We start from the raw sequence: 23,519 nt of genomic DNA on the forward strand, positions 1-23,519 counted from the left end.
TACTAACCTAGATTAAACTAGCAAATTCAAAAAAAGTAAAGCTGTACTGGTGCCGACTACCGGAATCGAACTGGTGACCTACTGATTACAAGTCAGTTGCTCTACCTACTGAGCTAAGTCGGCGTAAGCAGAATATGATTCTATTGAATCAATTTCATATTTGTCAATAGTATTTTTATAAAAAATGGAAAAATGATATTTTATTTATCTCAACAATGTATTTTCTATTGAAAAATATATTAATATATATCGATATGTGAAAAAATTCCTGTAATTTATCTGTTTTTTAGTTCCTATTATGAGATCTTTCTTATCTTTAAATCGCGAAGCATGGGCAAAACTATATGATTTTTCACCTGTGAAATTATCTAAAATAATTGTAAAAGAACTTAAAAAGGTAAATCATTATCTAACAATAAAAGAACTTGTTGAGATCTACCTTCCTTTAACTCATTATTTAAACCTTTCTATAGTAACCTATAAAAATAGAAATTTTTCTTCACAAAACTTTTTCAATAAGGATAGTATCTCTTCCCCTTTTATTATTGGAATTACAGGAAGTGTAGCATCTGGAAAAAGTACTATGGCACGTATGCTAAAAGTGCTTCTATCTTCCTTCTTATATAAAAATAAAAAATTGATTTTGTTACTACTGATAGTTTTATTTATTCTAATAAAATACTAAAACAACGTTCGATTATTAAAAAAAAGGATTCCCTGAATCATATAATATACAAAGCCTAATTCAATTTATTTCTGATGTAAAAAAATGCAAACAAAATATAGTTATACCAATATATTCACATATTAATTATGATATTATTGATAAAACTAAAATTATAAATCAACCTGATATTCTAATTATCGAAGGTGTTAACATTTTACAAAATAGTATGGTTTACTCTAATCAGTCTAATAGAATCTTACTTTCTGATTTTTTAGACTTTTCAATCTATATAGATGCCAATACTGAACATATTGAACAATGGTATGTTGAACGTTTTTTAAAATTTCGAAAAAATGCATTTTCTCATCCAGCTATTTATTTTAATCGATATACACAACTTTCTAAACAATCAACGATTAAGAAAGCAAGGAGTATTTGGAATACTATTAACAAAGTTAATTTAGAAGAAAATATTCTTCCTGCTAAAAGAAAAGCAACCCTCATTTTAAAGAAAGGAAGTAATCATAAGGTAGAAGAAGTCCTTATAAATAGTAGGGATATGATATAAGTACATTTATTTGCTATATTCTCAATTAATAAAAAATCATAATGATAAGTTTTTAAAGCTGTAATTTAACTTAAAGGAATAAGGAGGTATTTCTCATGCGTTACCCTGTGATCATAGGAAACTGGAAACTTCATGGAAATAAAAAAAACATTACTTTGCTACTAAAAAAACTTCATGTACTGCTTAAGGATCATAAGCTAAATATTAATATTTCTATAGCTCCTCCTATACTTTATATTGATTTAGTAAAACGCGTACTAACTGAATTAGATAGTCCTATCAGCTTAAGTGCACAGAATGCGGATCTACACAACCAAGGTGCATTTACTGGTGAAATATCTCCAGAAATGCTAAAAGATCTTGGTGTCTCTAATGTTATTCTTGGTCATTCTGAACGTAGAAGATACCATAAAGAATCTAATAAATTTATTGCAGAAAAATTTTCAATTATAAAAAACAATGGTTTAATTCCAATTTTATGTATTGGTGAATCAATGGATCAAAAAAAATCTGGTCAAACTATTCCAATATGTATTCATCAAATAAATTCCATTATTAATACACAAGGGATAGAAGCTTTAAATAATTCAATAATTGCTTATGAGCCTATTTGGGCTATTGGTACTGGTGTTGCAGCTAGTCCTGATTATGTACAGAATGTACATTCTTCAATCCGTTCTTACATAAAGAAAAAAAGCTCTTTGATTGCAGAAAATATTATTATTCAATATGGTGGTTCTGTTAATTTAGATAATGCTGCGTCCTATTTTATTCAACCAGATATTGATGGAGCTTTAATTGGTGGTGCATCCCTTAATCCAGAATTGTTTGTATCCATTATAAAAGCTATGACATTTGCATAATTTACTAAATTCTATACGCTAATCCCATTAGTAAAGAAAAAACCAAATGAAATAAAATTAGCATTCTTGAATGGAATGCTACGATTTCGTAGTACGACTAATATATTCTCCTTTTCTCGTATCGACTTTAATAACTTCCCCAATAGCAATAAATAATGGGACACGAATAATAGCACCGGTCTCTAAAGTTGCTAATTTTCCTCCATTACCCTGAGTATCTCCTTTTAAACCAGGAACTGTATCAATAACCCTAAGTTCAACAAAATTTTCTGGCATTACAGCAATAGGACTTCCATTCCAAAGAGTTAACATACATTTATTATTCTCTAATAACCATTTAGCACTCTTACCAACAGATCGTATATCCGCAGATATTTGTTCAAAAGTTTGAGTATTTATAAAGTAATAAAACTCTTTATCTTTATATAGATAATTTAATGAAACATCTTTTATATCAGCTAGTTCCACAGAATCCCCGGATTTAAAAGTTTTTTCTATAATCCTTCCAGAAAGCAATTTACGAAGTTTTAAACGATTAAATGCTTGACCTTTACCTGACTTAACATATTCATTTTCAATGATTACATAGGGCTCATTATCAAGTATAATTTTAAGTCCAGATTTAAATTCATTGGTGCTGATCATAAGCATAAGCTAATTTTACCATTTTGAGCAAAACCTCATGACCTACATAATAACTCAAAAACATGATTCTGTTGAGAAAAATTGGACAAAACAAGTGGCAAACTCTATCTCAGATCCAAAAGAATTATTAGAATTACTACAAATAAATCCACTATCCTGGAAATCAGGATTTGCAGCAAAAAAAATATTTGCTCAACGTGTACCAAAAAATTTTATTAATAGAATGGAAAAAGGAAATTATAAAGATCCTCTTCTTCGACAAGTGTTACCAATTATTGAAGAATTGGATATTGTCCCCAATTATTCTATTGACCCACTTAAAGAAAAAGAACAGAATACTCATATTCCAGGAGTATTACACAAGTACCATAATCGCCTACTTATAATTGTAAAAGGCGGGTGTGCTATAAATTGTCGTTATTGTTTTAGACGTTATTTCCCATACCAAAACATTAATAACAGCAAATTTTTCTGGGAAAAAAAAATTAATTATCTCCTACAACACCCAGAACTAAATGAAGTAATCTTATCTGGAGGAGATCCTCTCATGGCTAAAGATGAAGAAATCAAATGGATAGTAAAGGAAATAGAAAAAATCAAGCATATAAAAAGATTACGAATCCATACTCGCTTACCTGTTGTAATACCTGATAGAATAACAACTCAATTATGTAATAACCTAGCAAAAACGCGTTTACAGATAATTATTGTTACACATATCAATCATGCAAATGAAATTAATGTTCAATTAAAAACAAAACTTAACAAACTTAGAAAAAAAAACATTATTTTACTTAATCAATCTGTACTCCTTAAAGGAGTAAATGACTCAGTATATGACCAAATCCATCTTAATGAAGAACTATTTGACGGAGGAATTATTCCTTACTACTTACATGTTTTAGATAAAGTACAAGGTGCTGCACACTTCTTTGTATCTGATAAAAAGGCAAAAAAAATTATAACAGCACTAATGGAGAAAGTATCTGGTTACTTAGTACCTAAGTTAACCCGAGAAGTGACTGGAAAAAAGAGCAAAATACCACTCGATTTGCAACTAGATTTATAATACATATATCATGCTTATACAATTATCTATACTCTTCAGCATATATATTACTTCTTCAGTTTTCATTGATATAAAAATATAACTAGACTTAAATATATGCTGTTTTTTTTTCGAAATAGAACCTGTGTTTTATAAGTTTTTATTCAATTAAATTTTAAAACACTACTGTTTATCTATTCTATTTTACTTTTCTATTGCTACAATATTTGGTATGACTATTTCTACTTCCTATTTAATGTTTAATAAAATGTAGTATTACTATGATTGAATTGGTTACTTTATATGATTAAAAAATGTCTATTCCCTGTTGCTGGATACGGAACACGTTTTCTTCCTGCTACTAAGTCAATGCCGAAAGAAATGATGCCTGTAGTGAATAAACCATTAATTGAATATGGAGTTGAAGAAGCTATTCAAGCTGGAATGAATGGTATGTGTATAGTTATGGGGCGTGGCAAGCACTCTATTATGGACCACTTTGACAAAAATTATGAATTAGAACATCAAATTAACGGAACAAATAAAGAAGAACTTCTTATTAACATTCGAAAAATTATTAATGAGGCAAATTTTACTTATATACGGCAACATGAAATCAAGGGATTAGGTCATGCTATTTTGACTGGTCAAGCACTCATTGGTAATGAACCTTTCGCTGTTCTATTAGCTGATGATTTATGCATTAACAAGGAAAAAGGGATTCTATCGCAAATGGTTGAACTTTACAAACAATTTCATTGTTCAATTATTGCCGTACGAGAAGTCCCTAAAAATGAAATTCATAAATATGGAATTATTTCTGGAAAAAATATCAAAAACCGTCTTTATCAAGTGGATAGTATGCTAGAAAAACCAGAAAAATCTACTGAATCAAGCAACTTAGCTATTATTGGTAGGTATATTCTTACTCCAGATATTTTTTCAATTATAAATAAAACGAAACCAGGGAAAGGAGGGGAAATTCAAATTACTGATGCACTTCTATATCAAGCACAGTCAGGCTGCGTCTTAGCATATCAATTTAAAGGGGAAAGATTTGATTGCGGTAATGTAGAAGGCTATATTGAGGCTACCAATTATTGCTTTAAAAATATTTATTTAGCAAATAAATAATTAGCATCACTACATAGTGAAACAGGATAATTCAGTGTATATTAGAAATTTAATTTAATGAAATTAAGCAAAAACCCAATTACCAATCTAGCACAGCTTACGAAAACTATTTATTACTAATTTCTTAGTGACTTAATCTGTTTATTATTATTATGCTAGATTTATTTTTTTAATTTAATCGCATCACGTCTCTGCTTCTTATCTGGTCTAAATCCCTTATCAAATTTACAAAGTTTTCTTTGAAAAGCAATAGATTCTCTTGTTTCTAAACTTTTTCTAGTTTCAGAATAAAGAGTTTTTGATTCAGTTGCTCCTCTACGCTGATTTGATAATGCTAATATAACTATTGTTTTTTTCTCATATCCTTGTTTTAATGTGATCTTATCACCAACTTTGACAAGTTTACTAGGTTTCGTCCTTTTACCATTATATTGAACTTTACCACCATTTACCATATTTCGTGCTATGGAACGTGTTTTATAAAAGCGTGCAGACCATAACCATTTATCAAGCCTAACTATATTTAAGTCTGAATTCATTAGATAAAAATCCTGAAAAATCACCAAAATTATTAATCAATTAACATGATACTTATCATATTTCTTTTCAAATTAGATAGATATGAACTAAAAAACATAAGATTTTATAAATTATGTGATATTAATCATGATTATATAACTAGATACTTCTTAAGTAAGCTAAGGTAAAAAAATAACCCTTAATTCGGAATTTTTCAGTGAAGAAAAAGCAGCTAAATTTAAATAAACTTTCAAATATTTATTTGAAAAGTTTAAAAGCACAAAAAAAATTAAGTATTGCTTTAATTTTATTTTTTTTAATACTTTCTGCTTGGTTACTTGGAAAAATTTTCTGGTTAATACAGGAAAATTCAAAAAATATTCCAGAATGGTCTCCTGAAATCAAAGAGAGTCCTCCAAAAACAAAAAAAAGTAGCATTAATATTATTAAATTAAAAAAAGTAATCTCTTTGGAGTTTATAAAAATCAGAATACGCCAAAACAAGAAGACTCTATGTTTTCTAATACTAAAGAAAAATATCCAACTTTAAAACTAGTTGGAGTCATTACTAGCAGTATACCTGATAAAAATTTAGCAGTTATTTCTAATAAAGGTTCACAAACAACATATGGTATAAATGAAAAAATTAAAGAAACTCAAGCTACAATTAAGGTAATATTACTCGATCAAGTTATTATTGACAATATAGGGTATAAAGAAATATTAACAATCAATAAAAATCAAGTTCATCAAAAACTAAAGAAAAATAACGTTATTAATAATGATAACTTTTATCGTATTCGTGATCTTATTCTGCAAGATAATAAAAAATTTTTTCAATACATTCGTATATTTCCAGTAAATCGTAATGGAAACATAATTGGATATAGAATGATACCAGGGGAAAAAAAGGTTTATTAGACTTTTATGGACTACAACATAACGATATAGCTATAAAGCTAAATGGACAATACTTAACAAAACTTGTATCTAATGGAATGCTGATAAAAACTATATCTCAATTAGATGAATTTTATCTAACAATTGAAAGAAATAGTAAGATACATGATGTGTACATAAAACTATAAAGTGAATCTACAAATGATTTTATTGAGGAGTGTTTTTAAAAGTGAACAGCTTTAAACAAAACCTTGTTTTCTATCTAGGAAGTTTGTTACTGGTAACTCCATTGCTAGCTAACAATTTTAGTGTCAACTTTAAAGGAACAGATATTCAAGAATTCATTAATATAGTTAGTCGTAATCTTAAAAAAACAGTCATCATAGACCCTTCTGTTAGAGGGAAAATAGATATACGTAGCTATGATAAGTTAACAGATATTCAATACTACAGTTTTTTTTTAAATGTACTAGAAGTTTATGGATTTGCTGTCATTGAAATGGATAATAACATTTTAAAAATAGTAAAATCTAAAGATGCTAAAACAGCAGCTATTCCTGTTGTGAATAATGATAGCATCAGTGGAGATAATGTTATTACTCGAGTTGTAACTGTCCATAATGTTTCGGTACGTGAATTATCTCCACTTCTTAGACAATTAAATGATAATTCAGGTTCAGGTAATGTAGTTCATTACGATCCTGCAAATATTATTTTACTTACTGGTCGAGCTGCAGTAGTTAACCGATTAGCAGATATTATCATCAAAGTTGATCAAGCAGGTAATAAAGAAATTGAAGTAATAGAATTAAATAATGCCTCTTCAGCAGAAATGGTACGAATTATTAAAGCATTAAATAAAACTACCAACACCCCCATATTTTTACAGCCTAATCTAGTGGCTGATGATCGCACTAATTCTATTCTAATTTCAGGAGATCCTAAACTTCGTATCCAACTTAAAAAACTCGTATATCAGCTTGATAAAGAAATGGCTTCAAAAGATAATAATCAAGTTATTTATCTGAAATATGCTCAAGCAGAAAATTTAATTAGTGTTTTAGAAGGTTTATCTAATCAAGTAAAATCTGGTAACATTAAAGAAAAATCTAAAGATTTTAACTTTTCTGAAACGATTATCACCGCTCATCCTGAAACAAATTCATTAGTGATAACAGCACCTCCAGATATTATGAAAACGATCCGAAATATTATTGCACAGCTAGATATTCGTCGAGCACAAGTGTTAATTGAAGCTTTAATAGTTGAAGTTTCAGAGGGTAATGGTATTAATCTTGGTCTACAACTGGGTTCCTTAAAAAACGGAACAATTATACAGCATAATAACCTTGGATTACCAATAAGTCAGCTACTGTTAGCCCTAGAAAAATCTAAAGATCAAAGTACATCAGAAAGCTATTGGAATAATACTAATAAAACTTGGGAAACAAAAAAGTCAACGAAACAAGGAGATTATTCCGAACTTATAAAAACTTTTTCAGGTGTAACTGGAGCTATAATGAGTCTGAAAACAAATGATTGGACTGCATTAATTCGAGCTATAGCTTCTAGTGCAGATTCTAATATTCTATCTTCACCCAGTATTACTGTAATGGATAATGGAGTAGCCTCATTTATTGTTGGAGAAGAAGTTCCAGTACTTACAGGAACTACAATTGGATCAAATAATACTAATCCATTTCAAACTGTTGTCCGAAAAGAAGTAGGTATAAAACTAAAAGTAATTCCACAAATTAATGAAGGCAACTCTATCCAACTTAATATAGAACAAGAAGTATCCAATTTATTAGGAGCTAATGGTGCAATTGATGTACGTTTTTCAAAACGACAACTGAATACATCTGTGATGGTAGAAGACGGTCAAATGATTGTACTAGGGGGATTAATTGATGAACGAGCACTAGAAAACCACTCTAACGTACCATTTCTATCTAAAATACCTCTATTAGGGTACCTGTTTAGATCAACAGCAACTCAGGTTGAAAAGAAAAATCTTATGGTATTTATTAAACCAACTATTATGCGTGATGAAATAACAGCCGATGGTATTACCCAGCGTAAATATAATTTTATTCGTGCTAAGCAACTTTATAAATTAAATGAAGGTTTAACATTGATGGATCATATAAATGTTCCAGTTATACCAAAATATTCTAATAAAATTTTCTATCCAGATGAAATCCAAATTCTTCTTGATGCAATTAAAGATATCCAATGAGCAGTCATTTAAAAAATATTTCTACTATTCAAAAACTTCCATTTAGTTTTGCCAACCGTTTTAAATTAGTATTTTCATATAACCAACAAAATGAGAAAGTTCTATATTATGTTGAACCACTAACTATAGAAAAATTAGTTGAAGTACACCGTGTCATTCAAGTTAGATTTACATTACATAAACTTAACCAGAAAGAATTTGATACTAAACTAATGCAAATTTATCAAAAAAATGCTTTTGAAGCACGGCGTTTAATGGAGGATATTAGCTTAGATAAAAATGACTTTTTTCTTTAATAAATACCTTACCAGAACATGAAGACTTATTAGAATCAAATGATCATGCACCAATTATAAAATTAATTAATGCAATATTTTCTGAAGCAATTAAAGAAGGCGCTTCAGATATTCATATTGAAACATTTGAAAAATCGCTATCTATTCGTTTTCGTATCGATGGAGTGCTACGAAATGTATTAACACCAAATAGAAAATTATCACCATTATTAGTCTCACGAGTTAAAGTAATGGCCAAGTTAGATATTGCAGAAAAACGTTTACCTCAAGATGGACGAGTTTCATTAAAAATTGGTGGTCGTTCTGTTGATGTTAGAGTTTCTACTCTGCCATCATCTCATGGTGAACGTGTAGTTATGCGTTTGCTTGATACAAAATCCATTCAATTAAATATAAATAACTTAGGAATGACATTTAAAAACCAGGAAAAATTTCGCTATCTTCTTAAACAACCACATGGAATTATTTTAGTTACCGGTACAACTGGATCTGGGAAATCGACCACTCTATATGCTGGGTTGCAAGAACTTAACAACAAAGAAAGAAATATTTTAACTATTGAAGATCCAATTGAATTTGATATTGATGGGATTGGGCAAACCCAAGTAAACTCGAAAGTAGAAATGACCTTTGCTAGAGGTTTAAGAGCAATTTTACGTCAAGATCCAGATGTAGTGATGGTAGGTGAAATACGTGATCTAGAAACAGCTCAAATTGGAGTACAAGCTTCTTTGACAGGCCATTTAGTTATATCAACTTTACATACAAACAACGCAATTGGTGCAATTACCAGATTGCGCGATATGGGAATAGAAACATTTTTACTTTCATCTTCTCTGCTTGGTATATTATCACAGCGTTTAGTTCGTACGCTTTGTTTCGATTGTAAAATACCTTATGTAGCTAATATAGAACAAAAAAAATATTTTCATTTCCTAATCAAAAACAATTGACTCTTTATAGATCACATGGTTGTAAAAAATGCAATTTCAAAGGTTTTAAAGGAAGAACAGGAATCCATGAATTACTGTTAGTAGATAAATATGTACGAGAATTAATCTATAAACAATCCAGCGAGCAAGAAATTGAAAAAGCGATCCGTTTAAATACTCCAAACATACAAAACGATGGTTTAGAAAAAGTAAAAAAGGGATTACATCACTTGAAGAACTTATGAGAGTAACTAAGAAAATATAATGTATTCGTTTAAATATGAAGCAGTAGATCATAAAGGTTATCTTCATAAAGGAAGGCTAGAAGCAAACCATGCTAAACAAGCCCGTTCATGTCTTCGTGAACAGGGCTTAATTCCTATTTATCTAATTCAAACTTTTAGTAGAAGAGAAAAAAATCGCAGCAAGCATAGAAAAAAAGTATTATACTTTAAAAAAGGAATAAGTACAAAAAACTTAGCTTTAATTACTTATCAACTATCCATCCTAGTTCGCTCTGGCATACCATTAGCAGAATCTATTGGAACACTATCAGAACAAGCTAATAAACCTCATATTTCTTCAATGTTGTCTTCAATTCAATCAAAAGTGAGTGAAGGTTATACATTATCGGATAGTCTGTTGGATTATCCTCATATATTCAATAATCTTTTCTGTTCTATGGTATCAGCGGGTGAAAAATCTGGAAATCTTGCCTTTGTACTAGAACAACTAGCAAATTATCAGGAGAAACGAAAAAAAATACAATTTGAATTTCAACAAGCTATGATTTACCCAGCAATACTAATAGTTTTTTCATCAGGTATATTTTTTTTTCTTCTAACAAAAATAGTTCCAAAAATTACTGAACCAATAATACAATTAGATCAAAAACTACCAACATCTACTTATATATTATTAGAATTAAGCCAATTTATACAAGAATGGGGAATTTATTTCTTATATTTTTTAATGATATTTTTTTGTGCTATACAATATTTACTAACAAAAACTAAATTTCGATTAATTTGGGATAAAAAAATACTTTTTCTTCCAATAATTGGTAAAATTTCTAGAGGTTTAAATACTTCTAAATTTTCCCATACATTGGCTATTTGCACATCTAGCTCATTACCAATTATACAAAGTATGTCTTTAGCTATTGATGTTATATCAAATCAATACTTAAAGAAGAAGATTTTGCTAGCAGCAGATAAAGTAAAAGAGGGTACTAGCTTATATCAAGCATTATCACAAACTAAGCTATTTTCACCGATAATGCTCCATATGATTGCTAGTGGTGAACTCAGCGGTGAATTAGCGAAGATGTTAGTACGTTCTGCCAATACTCAAGATGCTGATTTTATCTCTATGATTAACATTGCCTTAGGAATCTTTACCCCTACAGTAATAATATTAATCTCAATCCTAATATTATTTATCGTCATGGCAACATTAATGCCAATGCTGGAAATAAATAATTTACTGAATCAATAAATATTTTATATCATATAAAAGCAAGTGTATTTTGGAGAAAATGATGAAAAAAGAAACTGGTTTTACTTTACTTGAAGTGATGATAGTAGTAGTTATCATAGGGATATTAGCAAGTTTTGTTGTGCCTAATTTATTAATTCATAAAGAAAAAGCAGATCAACAAAAAGCAATTACTGATATTGTTGCTTTAGAAAACGCATTAGAAATGTATAAACTAGATCACAGTGTTTATCCAACTACTCAACAGGGACTAGAAATATTGCTTGCTGACACTAAAAAGAAAAGGTCAAAAACATACCGTGATATAGGGTATATTAAACGTTTGCCAAAGGATCCATGGGGAAATAATTATCAGTATATAAACTTAGAAAATGAAAACAATAGAATAAAAATCTTTACTTTTGGTGCCGATGGTGAAGAAGGAGGTGAAGGAGTGTTAGCTGACATTGGAAACTGGAATATACAAGACTTTCTATAAGAATAAAGTAACTTTAAAGCTTTTTTATGGTATTCATATTCTGAAAATACTGAATTAATCTATAATATGAAACTATCTCGTGGTTTTACTTTATTTGAAATATTAATTGTTTTAGTGTTATTATCTATAAGCGCTATAACTGTAGTAAATACTTTTTATAAAGATAGCAATCAAAATTTAGTTAAAAAATATACTACAAAACTATTTAACGAAATTCTTTTTTTAAATGAACAAGCTATTCTTACTGGAAAAAATTTTGGTGTATTTTTTGACAAGAAAGAATTAAGTTATGCATTAATGTTCTTAAATCAACAAGTATGGCAACCAATTAAATTTCATAAAATCCAATCTAAAACAAAACTTAACAAAAATAAAATTAGAATAAGACTAACTATAAATAATAATACTAGGGGAAATAACGAAAAACATTTTTTTTCTACAAAAACTTTATCTGATAGAAATCTTTTATTTGCTAGTAAAAGTCAACACAATCAATCTCCACAAATAGTATTCTATTCAAATGGAGAAGTTACACCCTCATCTATTTTAATTTCATCTAAACATAAAAAACAAGAAAGGTGGAGTATTATAATTAAAAAAAATGGTCAGATATTATTACTTGAATTAAAAAACTCTGAATATGACTAACTATCGTGGAATGACATTCATTGAAGTACTTATTGCATTGACTATTTTTTCAAGCACATCAATTGCAGTTCTTCAGCTTGTTAATCATCATATTAATACTATGAATTATTTAGAAGAAAAAACCTTTGCTGTTATTATTATTAATAATAAGATAGCTCAAGTAATGCTTCATCCAACATCTCTAATCAAAGTTCAAGGAATAGAAACAATAGCAGGACAAATTTGGCATTGGAAAATTGAACCTATTCAAACAAGTAATAATTTACTTCAAGCTTTTGAAGTTAGCGTATCAAAAAACAACTTTTCTTCTACTATACTCACAATGAGAAGCTATGTTGCCAATCAAAATTTTCAAGATCAAATATAATCAAGGGTTTACACTGCTTGAAGTGGCACTATCACTAGCTATTTTCGGTGTTCTTAGCATTAGTATTTATCAAATAGTGAACCAAGTACAAGATAGTAATATACTCTTTTTAAAACGTAGTAATCGACTAAAAGAACTTCAAAGAGCACTAATTATTATGGATAACGATTTTCGACAAATTGCACTTCGCCAATTTCGAACTAATGGAAAACAGACAAACAGTCCACTTTTATTAGACTATAATAAGAAGAGCTTATTATTTACTAGATTAGGTTGGCACAATCCTGAACAAAAGTTTCCACGAGGAGAAATTACTAAAGTAAAATATCGTTTCCAAAATAATATATTAGAAAGAATATGGTGGCAATATCCTGATACACCAGAAGGAATTTCTGGCGAAATAACTCCAATTCTCACTGGAGTGCTTTTATTTGATATAAAGTTATATGATGGAAAAACATGGCAAACAAAATGGGAATCATTAACATCTTTACCAAAAGCTATATTAATTATATTTAAATTAATAGATTATGGAAGAATTGAAAAAATTTACCTAACTGTTGATAGTAATTTTAATAAAGAATCAATATAACTAAAATGGCTAAAACAATAACAGTAAAACAGAAAGGTATCGCATTGATTATTGTTTTACTATCACTTGTTGTTATAGTATCGATTTCAGCTTCTATGTCCGAACGCTTATTTATACAATTTCAACGCTTAAGTCAACAAACAGACTATGAACAAGCTTACTGGTATAGCATCTCAGCTGAAAATTTAGCTAAAATAATAATCAAAAAAAGTTTTCAAAACAATCAAAATATTAACTTATCTCAAATGTGGGCTATTAATGAGCAAATCTATCCTTTAGAAAATGGATACATAAAAGGGAAGATATCCGATAAACAAGCTTGTTTTAATATCAATGCTCTTTCTTTTAAAAGAGAAAATAAAAAAATAAAAGACAGACCATACTTAGTTGAAGTATTTCAAACATTACTAAAAATTCTTGATATTAATGACTACCAAGCTGAAACTATTGCTGATTCTACTTGGAAATTTATAGAAAAAAATAACGATGTTAATAGTTTAACCGAAGTAAAAGATATTTACTATGAAAATAAATTTCCTCCATATTTAGCACCAAAAAATCTTATAAGTGATACTACTGAACTCCGTTCAGTACATCAAGTTTCCTCAAAAACTATGAAAATAATTTCCCCTTTTATTTGTGCTTTACCAACTAATGAATTACATATTAATGTTAATACTATAATCACAAAACAGGCAAAATTACTAAGCGCTCTTTTTTTATCACATCTCAGTGAGGTTGATTCACTATCTCTTATTGAACAACGTCCATTTCATGGTTGGTCTTCAGTAAAACAGTTTATATCAGAACCTAAAATTGCTTCTATTCATAAATCAATTCTCAACCAAGCCCAACAATATTTAGGTGTTGATAGCACATACTTTGAATTAGATAGTGAGATAGTAATAGGAAAAACTCAATTAAGACTTAGGAGCTTACTATCTAATTATAATAGAACAACTACAAAGGTTGTACGTCGTAGATTTGGAGGTATATATAAGTGAACGAGTTTCTCATCGTTCTTCTTAATAGAAATAAATCTTCTCCTATTTTATGGTCAATATATTCCTTAACTAATTCTAAAAACATTATCAGTGGTGAGTTTAATGGTTGGGAAAATTTTATAGAACTGACCAAATATTCAAAAAAAAGAGAAGTATGTCTTCTTGTTCCAAGCAGCAATGTTTTTTTATCTTATGTAACACTCCCTATTTCTACATCACGCCCATTAAAAGAAATAATGAGCTACTTATTAGAGGATAATCTTGCCCAAGATATTGAAGAATTACATTTTTCTATACTCAGACAAAATCATCATGGAGGATTTGTTTGTGCTATTGATAAAAAATTGTTACATAATCTGCTTTTTGAATTTAAAAAACTTGGCATAAAAATAACCAAAGTGCTGCCTGATGTTCTTGCATTACCAGAAAATGATGGTTTAACTGCAATTAAATTATCTGGTGAAGAATGGATTATTAAAAAAGGACAATATTTAGGAATAAGCATTTACTCAGACTGGCTACAAGAATTAGTTAACTCAAATTGGGTAAAACAAGGAGATAATTATATATCTCTTAAAAGCTATACTGAATTACCTGAATTAACATTTAATAAAAATCAAATATGGGAAACATCTAAAAAAACTGTATCAACCATGGAGTTACTCAGTCAAGGAGCCTTTCAAACAGAATGCAATTTACTCACAGGGGTATTTAAACCTCCTTTATCATTTTTCTCTAATTGGAAAGTTTGGTATAAAGTATTTGCAGTAATAATATTATTTATAGCAATGTTACTAACTAATCATATTCTACAAATTTTAAAATTAAATACACAAGCTGAATCTTACCGAGCAGAAAGTGAGAGAATTTTTTTTCTATCTTTACCAAATAAAGATAAAATTTCTGATGAAAAATATTTCCGAGACCAAATTCAAAATGAAATTAATTTTTTTTCTATAGACAAGAATAAAAACATAAATATCCTTGAATGGATAGCTGACTTAACAAAATCTTTACAAGAAAAAGATAAGATATGGCTACAAAACATCAAATTTGATGCGAATCGTCAAGAAATGCGTATTAAGGTAAATAGCAAAGATTTTCAAAGTTTAGAAAAACTAAGAATTGAACTATCTAATCAGTTTAATGTAGAACAAGGTCAACTTGAACGTTCTACCAATGATATAGTTAATGGTCTTTTTTTACTTAAAAAATAAATTATTGAATTTGGCCCACTAAATTATGCTAAGCAATTTATTTAAAATACTTAAAGCATGCAACAACAAATATATTTTTTACTATAAACAACCGTCTATTATTGTATGTTTAGCACTAATAATTTCTACTCTGTCATATTTTAGTATATGGTACCTATTAAATGAGAAACTTGAAAAAACCAAGATACGCGTTAATTCTGAAAAAGAATTATTATCTTGGATAACAGAAAAAGCAAATACACTGAGTCAACTACGTTCTGATCATGGACTTATAGATGTAGAAGATTCTCTTAATAATGCAATTACTATTTCATCTAATCATTATCAGATTAAATTAATTCGAGTTACACCGGATAATAATAGCATAAAAGTATGGATTCAACCTGTTGAGTTCAATAAATTTATCGATTGGATAACTTATTTAAGACAAAAACAAGGAATAAAAGTTGAGTATCTCAATATTAATCGTTCCATTCAATCTGGTGTAATTGAAGTTAGTAATTTAGAATTTCAGAGAGGAAGGTAAATATGAAACAATTTATTTTAGTTTCTATGTTATTTATCTTAATTGCATTAACAAGTATAATTGTTCACATTCCTGCTAATACTGCCATAGAGTTTATTCAAAACTTTATCCCTATAAAAGTTGATGGACTAAAAGGTACTATATGGAAGGGAAGTGCAGAAAAACTTTCTTGGAGAAATCAAAACTTAGAATCTGTTGATTGGAATTTTCAAATAAGAAAATTGTTTTTAGCAAAAATGGAAATATTAATACGTTTTGGCAAAAAAAATAATAGCAAAAGTAATATATATGGAGAAGGATATCTTGGTTATGGATTATTTGGACCATATATTACAAAAATATCGGCACATTTTTCTTCTAACCAATTGACTAAACAATTAAAACTACCAAGATTATTTAAAATAAATGGAAATTTTGATTTATCGATAGACGAAATTTACTATCTTCCACCATATTGTCAACAAGCTAAAGGACAATTAATCTGGAATTTAGCTACAATAACATCTCCTTTCGGAGATTTAGATCTAGAAAAAATGATAATAATTTTGAATTGCCAAGATAATATAATTTCAATTTCAGGTCATCAGAAAAGCAATCAAGTAACAAGTGAATTCTCTGCTCATCTAAATAAAGAAAAATATATAGTTAATATTTTATTTGAACCAAAAAATAAATTTCCTAAAGAACTAAAAAAATACTTGCAATGGCTTCCTAAAAACAATAAAAATCATTATCAACTCAGTTATCAAGGAAATTTATTAATGAGTGATTTGTTAAAAGATAAACTATTGATAATCTAACTAGGGGAAATAACACTATTAATAATCTATTTAAAATTAACATATTGCATTTTTTTCTAAATACCTTAATGAAAGCAATAATGCAGCTAAGCTTCTAGACTCACAAAAATTTATATGAGTAATTAACTCTTCACTTCTCCTAATAGACCAAGGTATTACTTCTAATGGTTCTGGTTCATCACCCTTCAATCGTTCTGGATATAAATCTTTTCCAATAAAAATAATCATACGACCAGAAAAATAAGAAGGTGCTAAAACAACTTCTTTTAAAAAAATAAGACAATTAGAACCAAAACCAATTTCTTCTTTTAGTTCTCTTATTGCTGCTTCTTCTTGAGATTCTCCTAAATCTACAAGACCTTTAGGGAAAGATAATTCATAACGTTCTGTTCCTACTGCATATTCTTGAACTAGCAGAAAATTTCCATTCATTATAGGAACAATCATCACTGCGTCAACAGTTCGTGGTTTCATACGTTCATAAGTACGTTTCTCTCCATTCCCGAACACGAGTTTTATTGATTCAATAGAAAATAACTTTGACTGTGAGATAATTTTTTTTTCTAAAATTTCAGGTAAGCTTTTTTTTTTCACTGATTGTACTCTCCATATTTAAAAGAAATACATGACAACTACTCTTTCACTTACAAATGTAGAAAAATAGAACTTATAACTATTAGTAATAAGAAAGATCATTTGGATTATGATTAGTAATATCATGAACGGCAGTTAATTCAGTTGAAAATTTCTGCAGTAGTTCTTTTTCAATATTTTCTTTTAGAGTAATATTGACCATGGAACAACCGTTACAACCGCCTCCAAATTCAATAACTGCAATTCCATCTTCAGTAATTTCTACCAATTTAATATGGCCACCATGATCTGAAAGATGAGGATTTAGTTGAGTTTGTATTACATAATTAACACGTTCCAATAGTGTGGCATCTTTCGATATTTTATTTTTTTTTGCATTTGGGGCTTTCAGTGTTAATTGAGAACTGATTTTGTCAGTAATACAATCAATTTCAGCATGTTTCAGGAAAGGAAGGCTTAATTCATCTACATAAGCAGAAAATCCATTAAATTTAAATTCAGTATCAGTAGATTCTACTGATTCTCTTGGACAATAAGATACTCCGCACTCAGCCTTTTCAGTTCCAGGATCAACAACAAATAAACGTATATTTGTATTTTTTTCTTTTTTATTTAGCAAACTAACAAAATATATTTGTGCAGTTTCACTAATAGAAATAAAATTTAACATAATACATATCTTCTAAAATTATTGACTCTCCAATTCTCCATTGTACTACTCATATAAAGAAGATCTAGTTTTTTTCTAAAAAATAATCAAAGCCGATATGATAATGAAAAGTACTGTGCTGTATAGGCTAATAAGCAATATGTTTATTATCAATATCTTTAATATCTATAAGATAAATTAAGACATTTCTTTTTCAATCATTTGAATGATAATATGGATAATCTTTATATGCATTTCTTGAATGCGGTCTGCATATCTAAAATGTGGAATGCAAATTTCAATATCTGATAAACCAGAGATTTTACCACCATCTTTACCTGTTAATGAAATAGTTTTCATTTCTTTTTTTTTAGCACTATTAATCGCTTTTAGAATATTTTCAGAATTACCAGATGTCGATAAAGTGAATAATACATCACCTTTTAAACCTATAGCCTCTATATACCTAGAAAAAACAAATTCATAACCAAAATCATTACTAACACAAGATAAGTAACTAGGATCTGAAATAGCAATACCTGGGTACCCAATACGATTTTCACGATAACGACCTGTTAATTCTTCTGCAAAATGCATAGCATCACAATGTGAACCACCATTACCACAAGATAAAACTTTGCCATTTTGTTTAAATGAAGTGGCAATTAATTTAGCTATCATTTCCATACGAATCATATTTTCTTCATTTTTAATAAATGCATTCAATAAGTTAACTGATTCGATTAATTCTCTTTTTATTAAATTTTGATACATAAAAACCCTTTTAATTGTCAGATGGATAAATGAAATTATTTATAATAAATATCTACTAATAGTTAACTATTAAAATCAGCGGATATAAAAAATTATTTAGATAAAAAACTAATGTAAAATGTACAAAAATTCATTTTTTCATTTTACAGAAATAAAATAGTTGATTAAAATATCATTAAGCATAAAAAAATCATATATTCAATATATGATAAAAAAATAAAAATGCGTTACTACTATTCATATCAGGGAAAAAACTTTATTGGACATTCTAAGTAACTATGAAATTTCCTTCAAAACATAAAACTCACACTCTCTCAATAGAAGGACTGCGCTGTCCAGAACCAATTATGATAATCAGGAAAACGATAAGAATTATGAAAGATGGTGATTTTCTTCTGATAAAATCAGATGATCCTTCAACAAGACGTGACATTCCAAATCTTTGTCGGTTTATGGATCATAAACTCCTCATTATAAAAACTAACAAATTGCCATATAGATATCTAATAAAAAAAGGCATAAAATAAGGAATAGATGTTGTAAAAATGCTCTATTTACCAATATATTATTTATAATCTTATAATGATTGTTTTATTTTATTTGTATTATTATAGGAATAATAGGATGAAAGTACTTTTGCTTTATTCAACAAGAGAAGGACATACGAAAAAAATTATACAACATATTCATAAAGAACTAAAATGCTCAGAGTGTCAAATAGAAAATATACATAAATTGAAAGAAATAGATTTATTAAAATATAAAAAAATCCTCATTGGTGCTTCTATTCATTATGGTCACTTAAGTAAAGAGCTGTATGATTTTTTAGAAAAAAATTATACACAGCTAAAAAAAATTAAAGGAGCTTTTTTTTGTGTGAATTTAACTGCTAGAAAAGAAAAACAAAAAAAAGATACCCCAGAAGGCAGTACTTACATAAAAAAATTTCTTAAAAAATCTTCTTGGGAACCTCAACTAATAGGAGTTTTTGCAGGGGAACTTTGCTATCATAAATATAGATGGTTTGATCGAATTATGATTAAAATAATTATGTTTTTAACTGGTGGTATAACAAACACTAGCAAATCAGTTGAATATACTAACTGGAAAAAAGTATCTCTATTTGCTAAAAAATTTAATAAATTACAATAAAATTATTTTATTTACTGATTATGGAATAATTGTTATAAACAAATTTAAAAAACAAAAAACCTTTGTATTTATTCTGAATTTTTGTCTAGCATTATTCATTGTTTTGATGGACGCTGCCAATTATAAATCGTACGCTTCTTAGATCTCCTAGTCACTAATTCTCCCTTAGAAACATCTTTCGTAACTGTAGTACCCGCGCCAATAGTTGCATGATCTGCAATATGAATTGGGGCAACTAACTGACAAGAAGAACCTACAAAAACATCATTACCAAGAATTGTTTTATGTTTGTTTGCACCATCATAATTACATGTTATGACTCCAGCACCAATATTGCTCAATTGACCAATTTCAGCATCACCAAGATAAGTTAAATGGTTAGCTTTTGTTTCTTTACCTATAGTAACATTTTTTACCTCGACAAAATTTCCTATATGGACATTATCAAACAACTTCGAAGTTGGACGTAAACGAGCAAAAGGACCAAGCTTACAATTTTTTCCAATGCTGGAGCCTTCAATAACACTATATGGTTTAATAATTGTATTATCATCGATAATACAATTCTTAATAATACTACCAGCACCAACAATTACATTATTACCTAGAGATACATTACCCTCAATTATAACATTAATATCAATTTTACAATTGATACCAAAAATTAATACACCACGTAAATCAAAACGATCAGGATCAAGTAGTATTAGACCTTGGTTAATCAATTTATAAGCTTGCGATAATTGAAATTCTCTCTCTAATTGGGTAAGCTGAACTAGATCATTAATACCTTTTACTTCAATTTTATCAACAGGATGCACTGTGTGCACCTGACATCCTTCATGGTATGCAGTTGAAACAATATCAGTAAGATAATACTCACTTTGTGAATTTTTATTGTTTAAATCAGAAATCCATCGTTTCAAGTCATCCCCTAAGGCAACCATTACTCCTGTATTAATCTCTTTAATTATTTTTTGATTTTCTGTAGCATCTTTTTCTTCAATAATTCTCACTACAGCATTATCACAATCTCTTCGAAGGATCCGACCATATCCCATAGGATTATCTAAAAAAACAGTTAATAAAGCTATTCCTCCCATTGGATAAGCATTTAATAACTTTCTTATTGTCTCTTCAGATATCAAAGGAACATCGCCATATAGCACTAAAATTTTTTCATTACCCAAAAACTTTTTTGATGCTTGACTAACAGCATGGCCTGTACCTAAAGGTTCGGCTTGTAATACCCAAGAAACAGGCTCATCAAATAATGTTTTTTTTATTAGTTCAGAAGAATGTCCATACACTAAATAAATATTCTTCGCTCCTAATTTATTACACGTATCAATAAGATACCTAACTATAGGCTTACCAGCTAAAGTATGCAAAACTTTAGGTATATTAGAACGCATACGGCTACCTTTACCCGCAGCAAGAATAACAGCACTGAATTTCATTTAATAACCTGAAAAACTGTATTAAAAGAATGATTTTTCTAAATATTCTCAGATGTTTTGTTTTTAATAATCAGATTCCAATTAACGAAATCTTTTACTTAATTCAAGAACTCTTAGTTGAGCAACTGCTTTCTCAAGTTCACTGCTAGCTAATTCAATATCTACGCTTTCACCTTTTCCTGTCATCATCTTTTCAGCCTTTTTTTTAACTGACTCAACTTTTTGTAAATCTAAATCCTGACCACGAATAGCAGTATCAGCTAATAAGGTTGAAATAGTAGGTTGAATTTCAAGTACACCACCAGAAACATATATAAACTCTTCTTGAAAATTAGCTTTTAATATACGAAGCCTTCCAGGCAATAGTTTAGTTAATAATGCTGTATGACCATAAAAAACTCCTATGTCTCCCATACAAGCAGTTACTAAAAAATTTTTAACAGAACCTGAGAAAATTCTACTTTCAGCACTAACTACATCGAGATGAAAAGTTTTCACTAAAATTTTTCCTTAAAATGTTTTAATTTATAATTTTTTAGCATTATCTAAAACATCCTCAATCGAACCACAATACATAAACGCTTGTTCTGGAATATCATCATATTCTCCTTCTAATAATCTTTTAAAACCATATAAAGTTTTTTTAAGAGGAACATAAACCCCTCGATTACCAGAAAACACTTCAGCTACATGATAAGACTGAGTTAAGAAACGCTCGATTTTTCTAGCTCGAGAAACAATACATTTATCTTGATCTGATAATTCATCAATACCTAAAATAGCAATTATATCTTTTAATTCTTTATAACGCTGAAGTGTTTTCTGAACAGAACGTGCTATATCATAATGCTCTTGCCCAACAATTAAAGGATCTAATTGACGAGAAGTAGAATCTAAAGGATCTATTGCTGGATAAAGCCCCATAGCCGCAATGCTACGATTCAATACAATTGTTGCATCTAAATGTGCAAACGTTGTTGAAGGAGCTGGATCAGTTAAATCATCTGCTGGTACATAAACTGCTTGCACAGATGTAATAGAACCTTGATTAGTTGAAGTAATACGTTCTTGAAGAATTCCCATTTCTTCAGATAATGTAGGCTGGTAACCTACAGCAGAGGGTATACGACCTAACAATGCTGATACTTCCGTGCCTGCTAGTGTGTAACGATAAATGTTATCAATAAATAAAAGTACATCATGACCCTCATCACGGAACCGTTCAGCCATAGTTAAACCAGTTAATGCGACTCGTAAACGATTTCCTGCTGGTTCATTCATTTGACCATAGACCATAGCTACCTTTGATTCTTCTAACTTTTTAATATTTATAACACCAGCTTCCTGCATCTCAAAATAAAAATCATTTCCTTCACGAGTTCGCTCACCAACACCAGCAAACACAGATAACCCTGAATGTTGAAGTGCTATATTATTTATGAGTTCCATCATATTAACAGTTTTTCCAACACCGGCACCCCCAAATAAACCAATCTTCCCTCCCTTTATAAAAGGACAAATTAAATCAATTACCTTGACACCAGTTTCTAAAATCACTGTTTCATTAGAAATATCTTCAAATTTTGGTGCTAAACGATGAATAGGATAACGTTCCTTAGTGTTAATTTCCCCAAGATTATCAATAGGTTCTCCTAAGACATTAACAATACGACCTAAAGTTGCGTTACCAACTGGTACTAAAATTGGAGAACCTGTATCTTGAACTATCAAACCACGACGCAGACCAAATGAACTTCCCATAACGATAGTACGAACTATACCAGCACCAAGCTGCTGTTGAACTTCAAGAACAAGATGAACTTTAAGTTCTAGAACATGTAATGCATTATACAAATTTGGTACTGAATTACTATCTGGAAATTCTACGTCGACTACTGAGCCGATGATTTGTATAATCTTACCTGTAGTCATCGTAAATTAATCCTCTAA

The 23,519-nt window shown here is 29.1% G+C and carries 25 protein-coding genes, 1 tRNA gene and 2 pseudogenes; 19 read left to right on the forward strand and 9 right to left on the reverse strand.

Annotated elements, in window-relative coordinates; translation table 11 throughout:
- Positions 1–47 precede the first annotated feature (47 nt).
- Positions 48–123: transfer RNA gene (locus O1U_RS04225), tRNA-Thr, on the reverse strand.
- 175 nt (positions 124–298) lie between these two features.
- Between O1U_RS04225 and coaA the strand changes: the two are divergent.
- Together coaA and tpiA are read left to right on the forward strand one after the other, a co-directional pair.
- Positions 299–1,235, forward strand: a pseudogene (gene coaA, locus O1U_RS04230) (type I pantothenate kinase).
- A gap of 95 nt (positions 1,236–1,330) precedes the next feature.
- Positions 1,331–2,098, forward strand: coding sequence for a triose-phosphate isomerase (gene tpiA / locus O1U_RS04235; protein WP_016504152.1), 768 nt, complete (start codon positions 1,331–1,333; stop codon positions 2,096–2,098).
- A gap of 78 nt (positions 2,099–2,176) precedes the next feature.
- On the opposite strand, the gene efp is transcribed toward tpiA, so the two are convergent.
- Positions 2,177–2,749, reverse strand: coding sequence for an elongation factor P (gene efp / locus O1U_RS04240; RefSeq protein WP_016504153.1), 573 nt, complete (start codon positions 2,747–2,749; stop codon positions 2,177–2,179).
- A gap of 31 nt (positions 2,750–2,780) precedes the next feature.
- Here efp and epmB point away from each other — a divergent pair, with 31 nt between their 5' ends.
- Positions 2,781–3,812, forward strand: coding sequence for an EF-P beta-lysylation protein EpmB (gene epmB, locus O1U_RS04245; protein WP_016504154.1), 1,032 nt, complete (start codon positions 2,781–2,783; stop codon positions 3,810–3,812).
- 282 nt (positions 3,813–4,094) lie between these two features.
- A complete protein-coding gene (gene galU / locus O1U_RS04250) occupies positions 4,095–4,925 on the forward strand; it encodes a UTP--glucose-1-phosphate uridylyltransferase GalU (RefSeq protein WP_016504155.1) in 831 nt (276 codons plus the stop codon).
- Positions 4,926–5,086: 161 nt separating this feature from the next.
- Here the strand turns inward: galU and O1U_RS04255 are convergent, their stop codons facing one another.
- Complete coding sequence (locus O1U_RS04255; protein WP_016504156.1) at positions 5,087–5,464, reverse strand: S4 domain-containing protein; 378 nt, start codon at positions 5,462–5,464, stop codon at positions 5,087–5,089.
- A 197-nt stretch (positions 5,465–5,661) separates the two neighbouring features.
- On the opposite strand from O1U_RS04255, the gene O1U_RS04260 reads away from it, so the two are divergent.
- The 13 genes and pseudogenes from O1U_RS04260 (at position 5,662) to O1U_RS04320 (ending at position 16,940) form a co-directional block, all read left to right on the forward strand.
- Positions 5,662–5,994, forward strand: coding sequence for a hypothetical protein (locus tag O1U_RS04260; protein ID WP_040356581.1), 333 nt, complete (start codon positions 5,662–5,664; stop codon positions 5,992–5,994).
- Positions 5,895–6,365, forward strand: coding sequence for a type II secretion system protein N (locus tag O1U_RS04265; protein ID WP_081697386.1), 471 nt, complete (start codon positions 5,895–5,897; stop codon positions 6,363–6,365). Before O1U_RS04260 ends, O1U_RS04265 begins: the two co-directional genes overlap by 100 nt.
- A gap of 208 nt (positions 6,366–6,573) precedes the next feature.
- On the forward strand, positions 6,574–8,583 hold the full coding sequence (gspD, locus tag O1U_RS04270; protein ID WP_016504157.1) for a type II secretion system secretin GspD: 2,010 nt from the start codon (positions 6,574–6,576) through the stop codon (positions 8,581–8,583).
- A pseudogene (gspE, locus tag O1U_RS04275) lies at positions 8,580–10,076 on the forward strand (type II secretion system ATPase GspE). Before gspD ends, gspE begins: the two are co-directional and overlap by 4 nt.
- A complete protein-coding gene (locus O1U_RS04280; RefSeq protein WP_016504159.1) occupies positions 10,076–11,308 on the forward strand; it encodes a type II secretion system F family protein in 1,233 nt (410 codons plus the stop codon). Before gspE ends, O1U_RS04280 begins: the two are co-directional and overlap by 1 nt.
- 43 nt (positions 11,309–11,351) lie before the next feature.
- Positions 11,352–11,786: a type II secretion system major pseudopilin GspG gene (gene gspG / locus O1U_RS04285; protein WP_016504160.1), complete on the forward strand. Its 435-nt coding sequence runs from the start codon at positions 11,352–11,354 to the stop codon at positions 11,784–11,786.
- Between the two features lie 66 nt (positions 11,787–11,852).
- Entirely contained in the window at positions 11,853–12,434 is a 582-nt protein-coding gene (locus tag O1U_RS04290) for a pilus assembly FimT family protein (RefSeq protein WP_016504161.1), read from the forward strand.
- On the forward strand, positions 12,427–12,801 hold the full coding sequence (gene gspI, locus O1U_RS04295; protein WP_016504162.1) for a type II secretion system minor pseudopilin GspI: 375 nt from the start codon (positions 12,427–12,429) through the stop codon (positions 12,799–12,801). Before O1U_RS04290 ends, gspI begins: the two co-directional genes overlap by 8 nt.
- Positions 12,767–13,393 (forward strand): type II secretion system minor pseudopilin GspJ, encoded by a 627-nt coding sequence (gspJ, locus tag O1U_RS04300; protein WP_016504163.1) that lies wholly within the window; start codon positions 12,767–12,769, stop codon positions 13,391–13,393. Before gspI ends, gspJ begins: the two co-directional genes overlap by 35 nt.
- Positions 13,394–13,398: 5 nt before the next feature.
- A complete protein-coding gene (gene gspK / locus O1U_RS04305; protein ID WP_016504164.1) occupies positions 13,399–14,397 on the forward strand; it encodes a type II secretion system minor pseudopilin GspK in 999 nt (332 codons plus the stop codon).
- On the forward strand, positions 14,394–15,614 hold the full coding sequence (gene gspL, locus O1U_RS04310) for a type II secretion system protein GspL (protein ID WP_016504165.1): 1,221 nt from the start codon (positions 14,394–14,396) through the stop codon (positions 15,612–15,614). The genes gspK and gspL overlap by 4 nt, the downstream gene beginning before the upstream one ends.
- A gap of 25 nt (positions 15,615–15,639) precedes the next feature.
- Complete coding sequence (locus O1U_RS04315; RefSeq protein ID WP_016504166.1) at positions 15,640–16,140, forward strand: type II secretion system protein M; 501 nt, start codon at positions 15,640–15,642, stop codon at positions 16,138–16,140.
- A gap of 2 nt (positions 16,141–16,142) precedes the next feature.
- Positions 16,143–16,940: a type II secretion system protein N gene (locus O1U_RS04320; RefSeq protein ID WP_016504167.1), complete on the forward strand. Its 798-nt coding sequence runs from the start codon at positions 16,143–16,145 to the stop codon at positions 16,938–16,940.
- 36 nt (positions 16,941–16,976) lie between these two features.
- On the opposite strand, the gene nudE is transcribed toward O1U_RS04320, so the two are convergent.
- The 3 genes from nudE to lpcA all read right to left on the reverse strand — a co-directional run bounded on the left by nudE (position 16,977) and on the right by lpcA (position 18,957).
- A complete protein-coding gene (nudE, locus tag O1U_RS04325) occupies positions 16,977–17,534 on the reverse strand; it encodes an ADP compounds hydrolase NudE (protein WP_016504168.1) in 558 nt (185 codons plus the stop codon).
- 82 nt (positions 17,535–17,616) lie between these two features.
- A complete protein-coding gene (gene nfuA / locus O1U_RS04330) occupies positions 17,617–18,204 on the reverse strand; it encodes a Fe-S biogenesis protein NfuA (protein WP_016504169.1) in 588 nt (195 codons plus the stop codon).
- Between the two features lie 177 nt (positions 18,205–18,381).
- Complete coding sequence (lpcA, locus tag O1U_RS04335) at positions 18,382–18,957, reverse strand: D-sedoheptulose 7-phosphate isomerase (protein WP_016504170.1); 576 nt, start codon at positions 18,955–18,957, stop codon at positions 18,382–18,384.
- Between the two features lie 278 nt (positions 18,958–19,235).
- On the opposite strand from lpcA, the gene tusA reads away from it, so the two are divergent.
- Positions 19,236–19,484, forward strand: coding sequence for a sulfurtransferase TusA (gene tusA / locus O1U_RS04340; RefSeq protein WP_016504171.1), 249 nt, complete (start codon positions 19,236–19,238; stop codon positions 19,482–19,484).
- Between the two features lie 97 nt (positions 19,485–19,581).
- Complete coding sequence (gene hemG / locus O1U_RS04345) at positions 19,582–20,109, forward strand: menaquinone-dependent protoporphyrinogen IX dehydrogenase (RefSeq protein ID WP_016504172.1); 528 nt, start codon at positions 19,582–19,584, stop codon at positions 20,107–20,109.
- Positions 20,110–20,204: 95 nt separating this feature from the next.
- On the opposite strand, the gene glmU is transcribed toward hemG, so the two are convergent.
- From glmU to atpD, 3 genes are all read right to left on the reverse strand, one after another.
- On the reverse strand, positions 20,205–21,569 hold the full coding sequence (gene glmU / locus O1U_RS04350) for a bifunctional UDP-N-acetylglucosamine diphosphorylase/glucosamine-1-phosphate N-acetyltransferase GlmU (RefSeq protein WP_016504173.1): 1,365 nt from the start codon (positions 21,567–21,569) through the stop codon (positions 20,205–20,207).
- Positions 21,570–21,650: 81 nt separating this feature from the next.
- Positions 21,651–22,073 (reverse strand): F0F1 ATP synthase subunit epsilon, encoded by a 423-nt coding sequence (locus O1U_RS04355; RefSeq protein ID WP_034411685.1) that lies wholly within the window; start codon positions 22,071–22,073, stop codon positions 21,651–21,653.
- 21 nt (positions 22,074–22,094) lie between these two features.
- Positions 22,095–23,501, reverse strand: a complete 1,407-nt coding sequence (atpD, locus tag O1U_RS04360) for a F0F1 ATP synthase subunit beta (protein WP_016504175.1) — start codon at positions 23,499–23,501, stop codon at positions 22,095–22,097.
- Between the last annotated feature and the right edge of the window lie 18 nt (positions 23,502–23,519).

It is taken from the genome of Candidatus Photodesmus katoptron Akat1, assembly GCF_000478685.1.
GTDB lineage: Bacteria > Pseudomonadota > Gammaproteobacteria > Enterobacterales > Vibrionaceae > Vibrio > Vibrio anomalopis.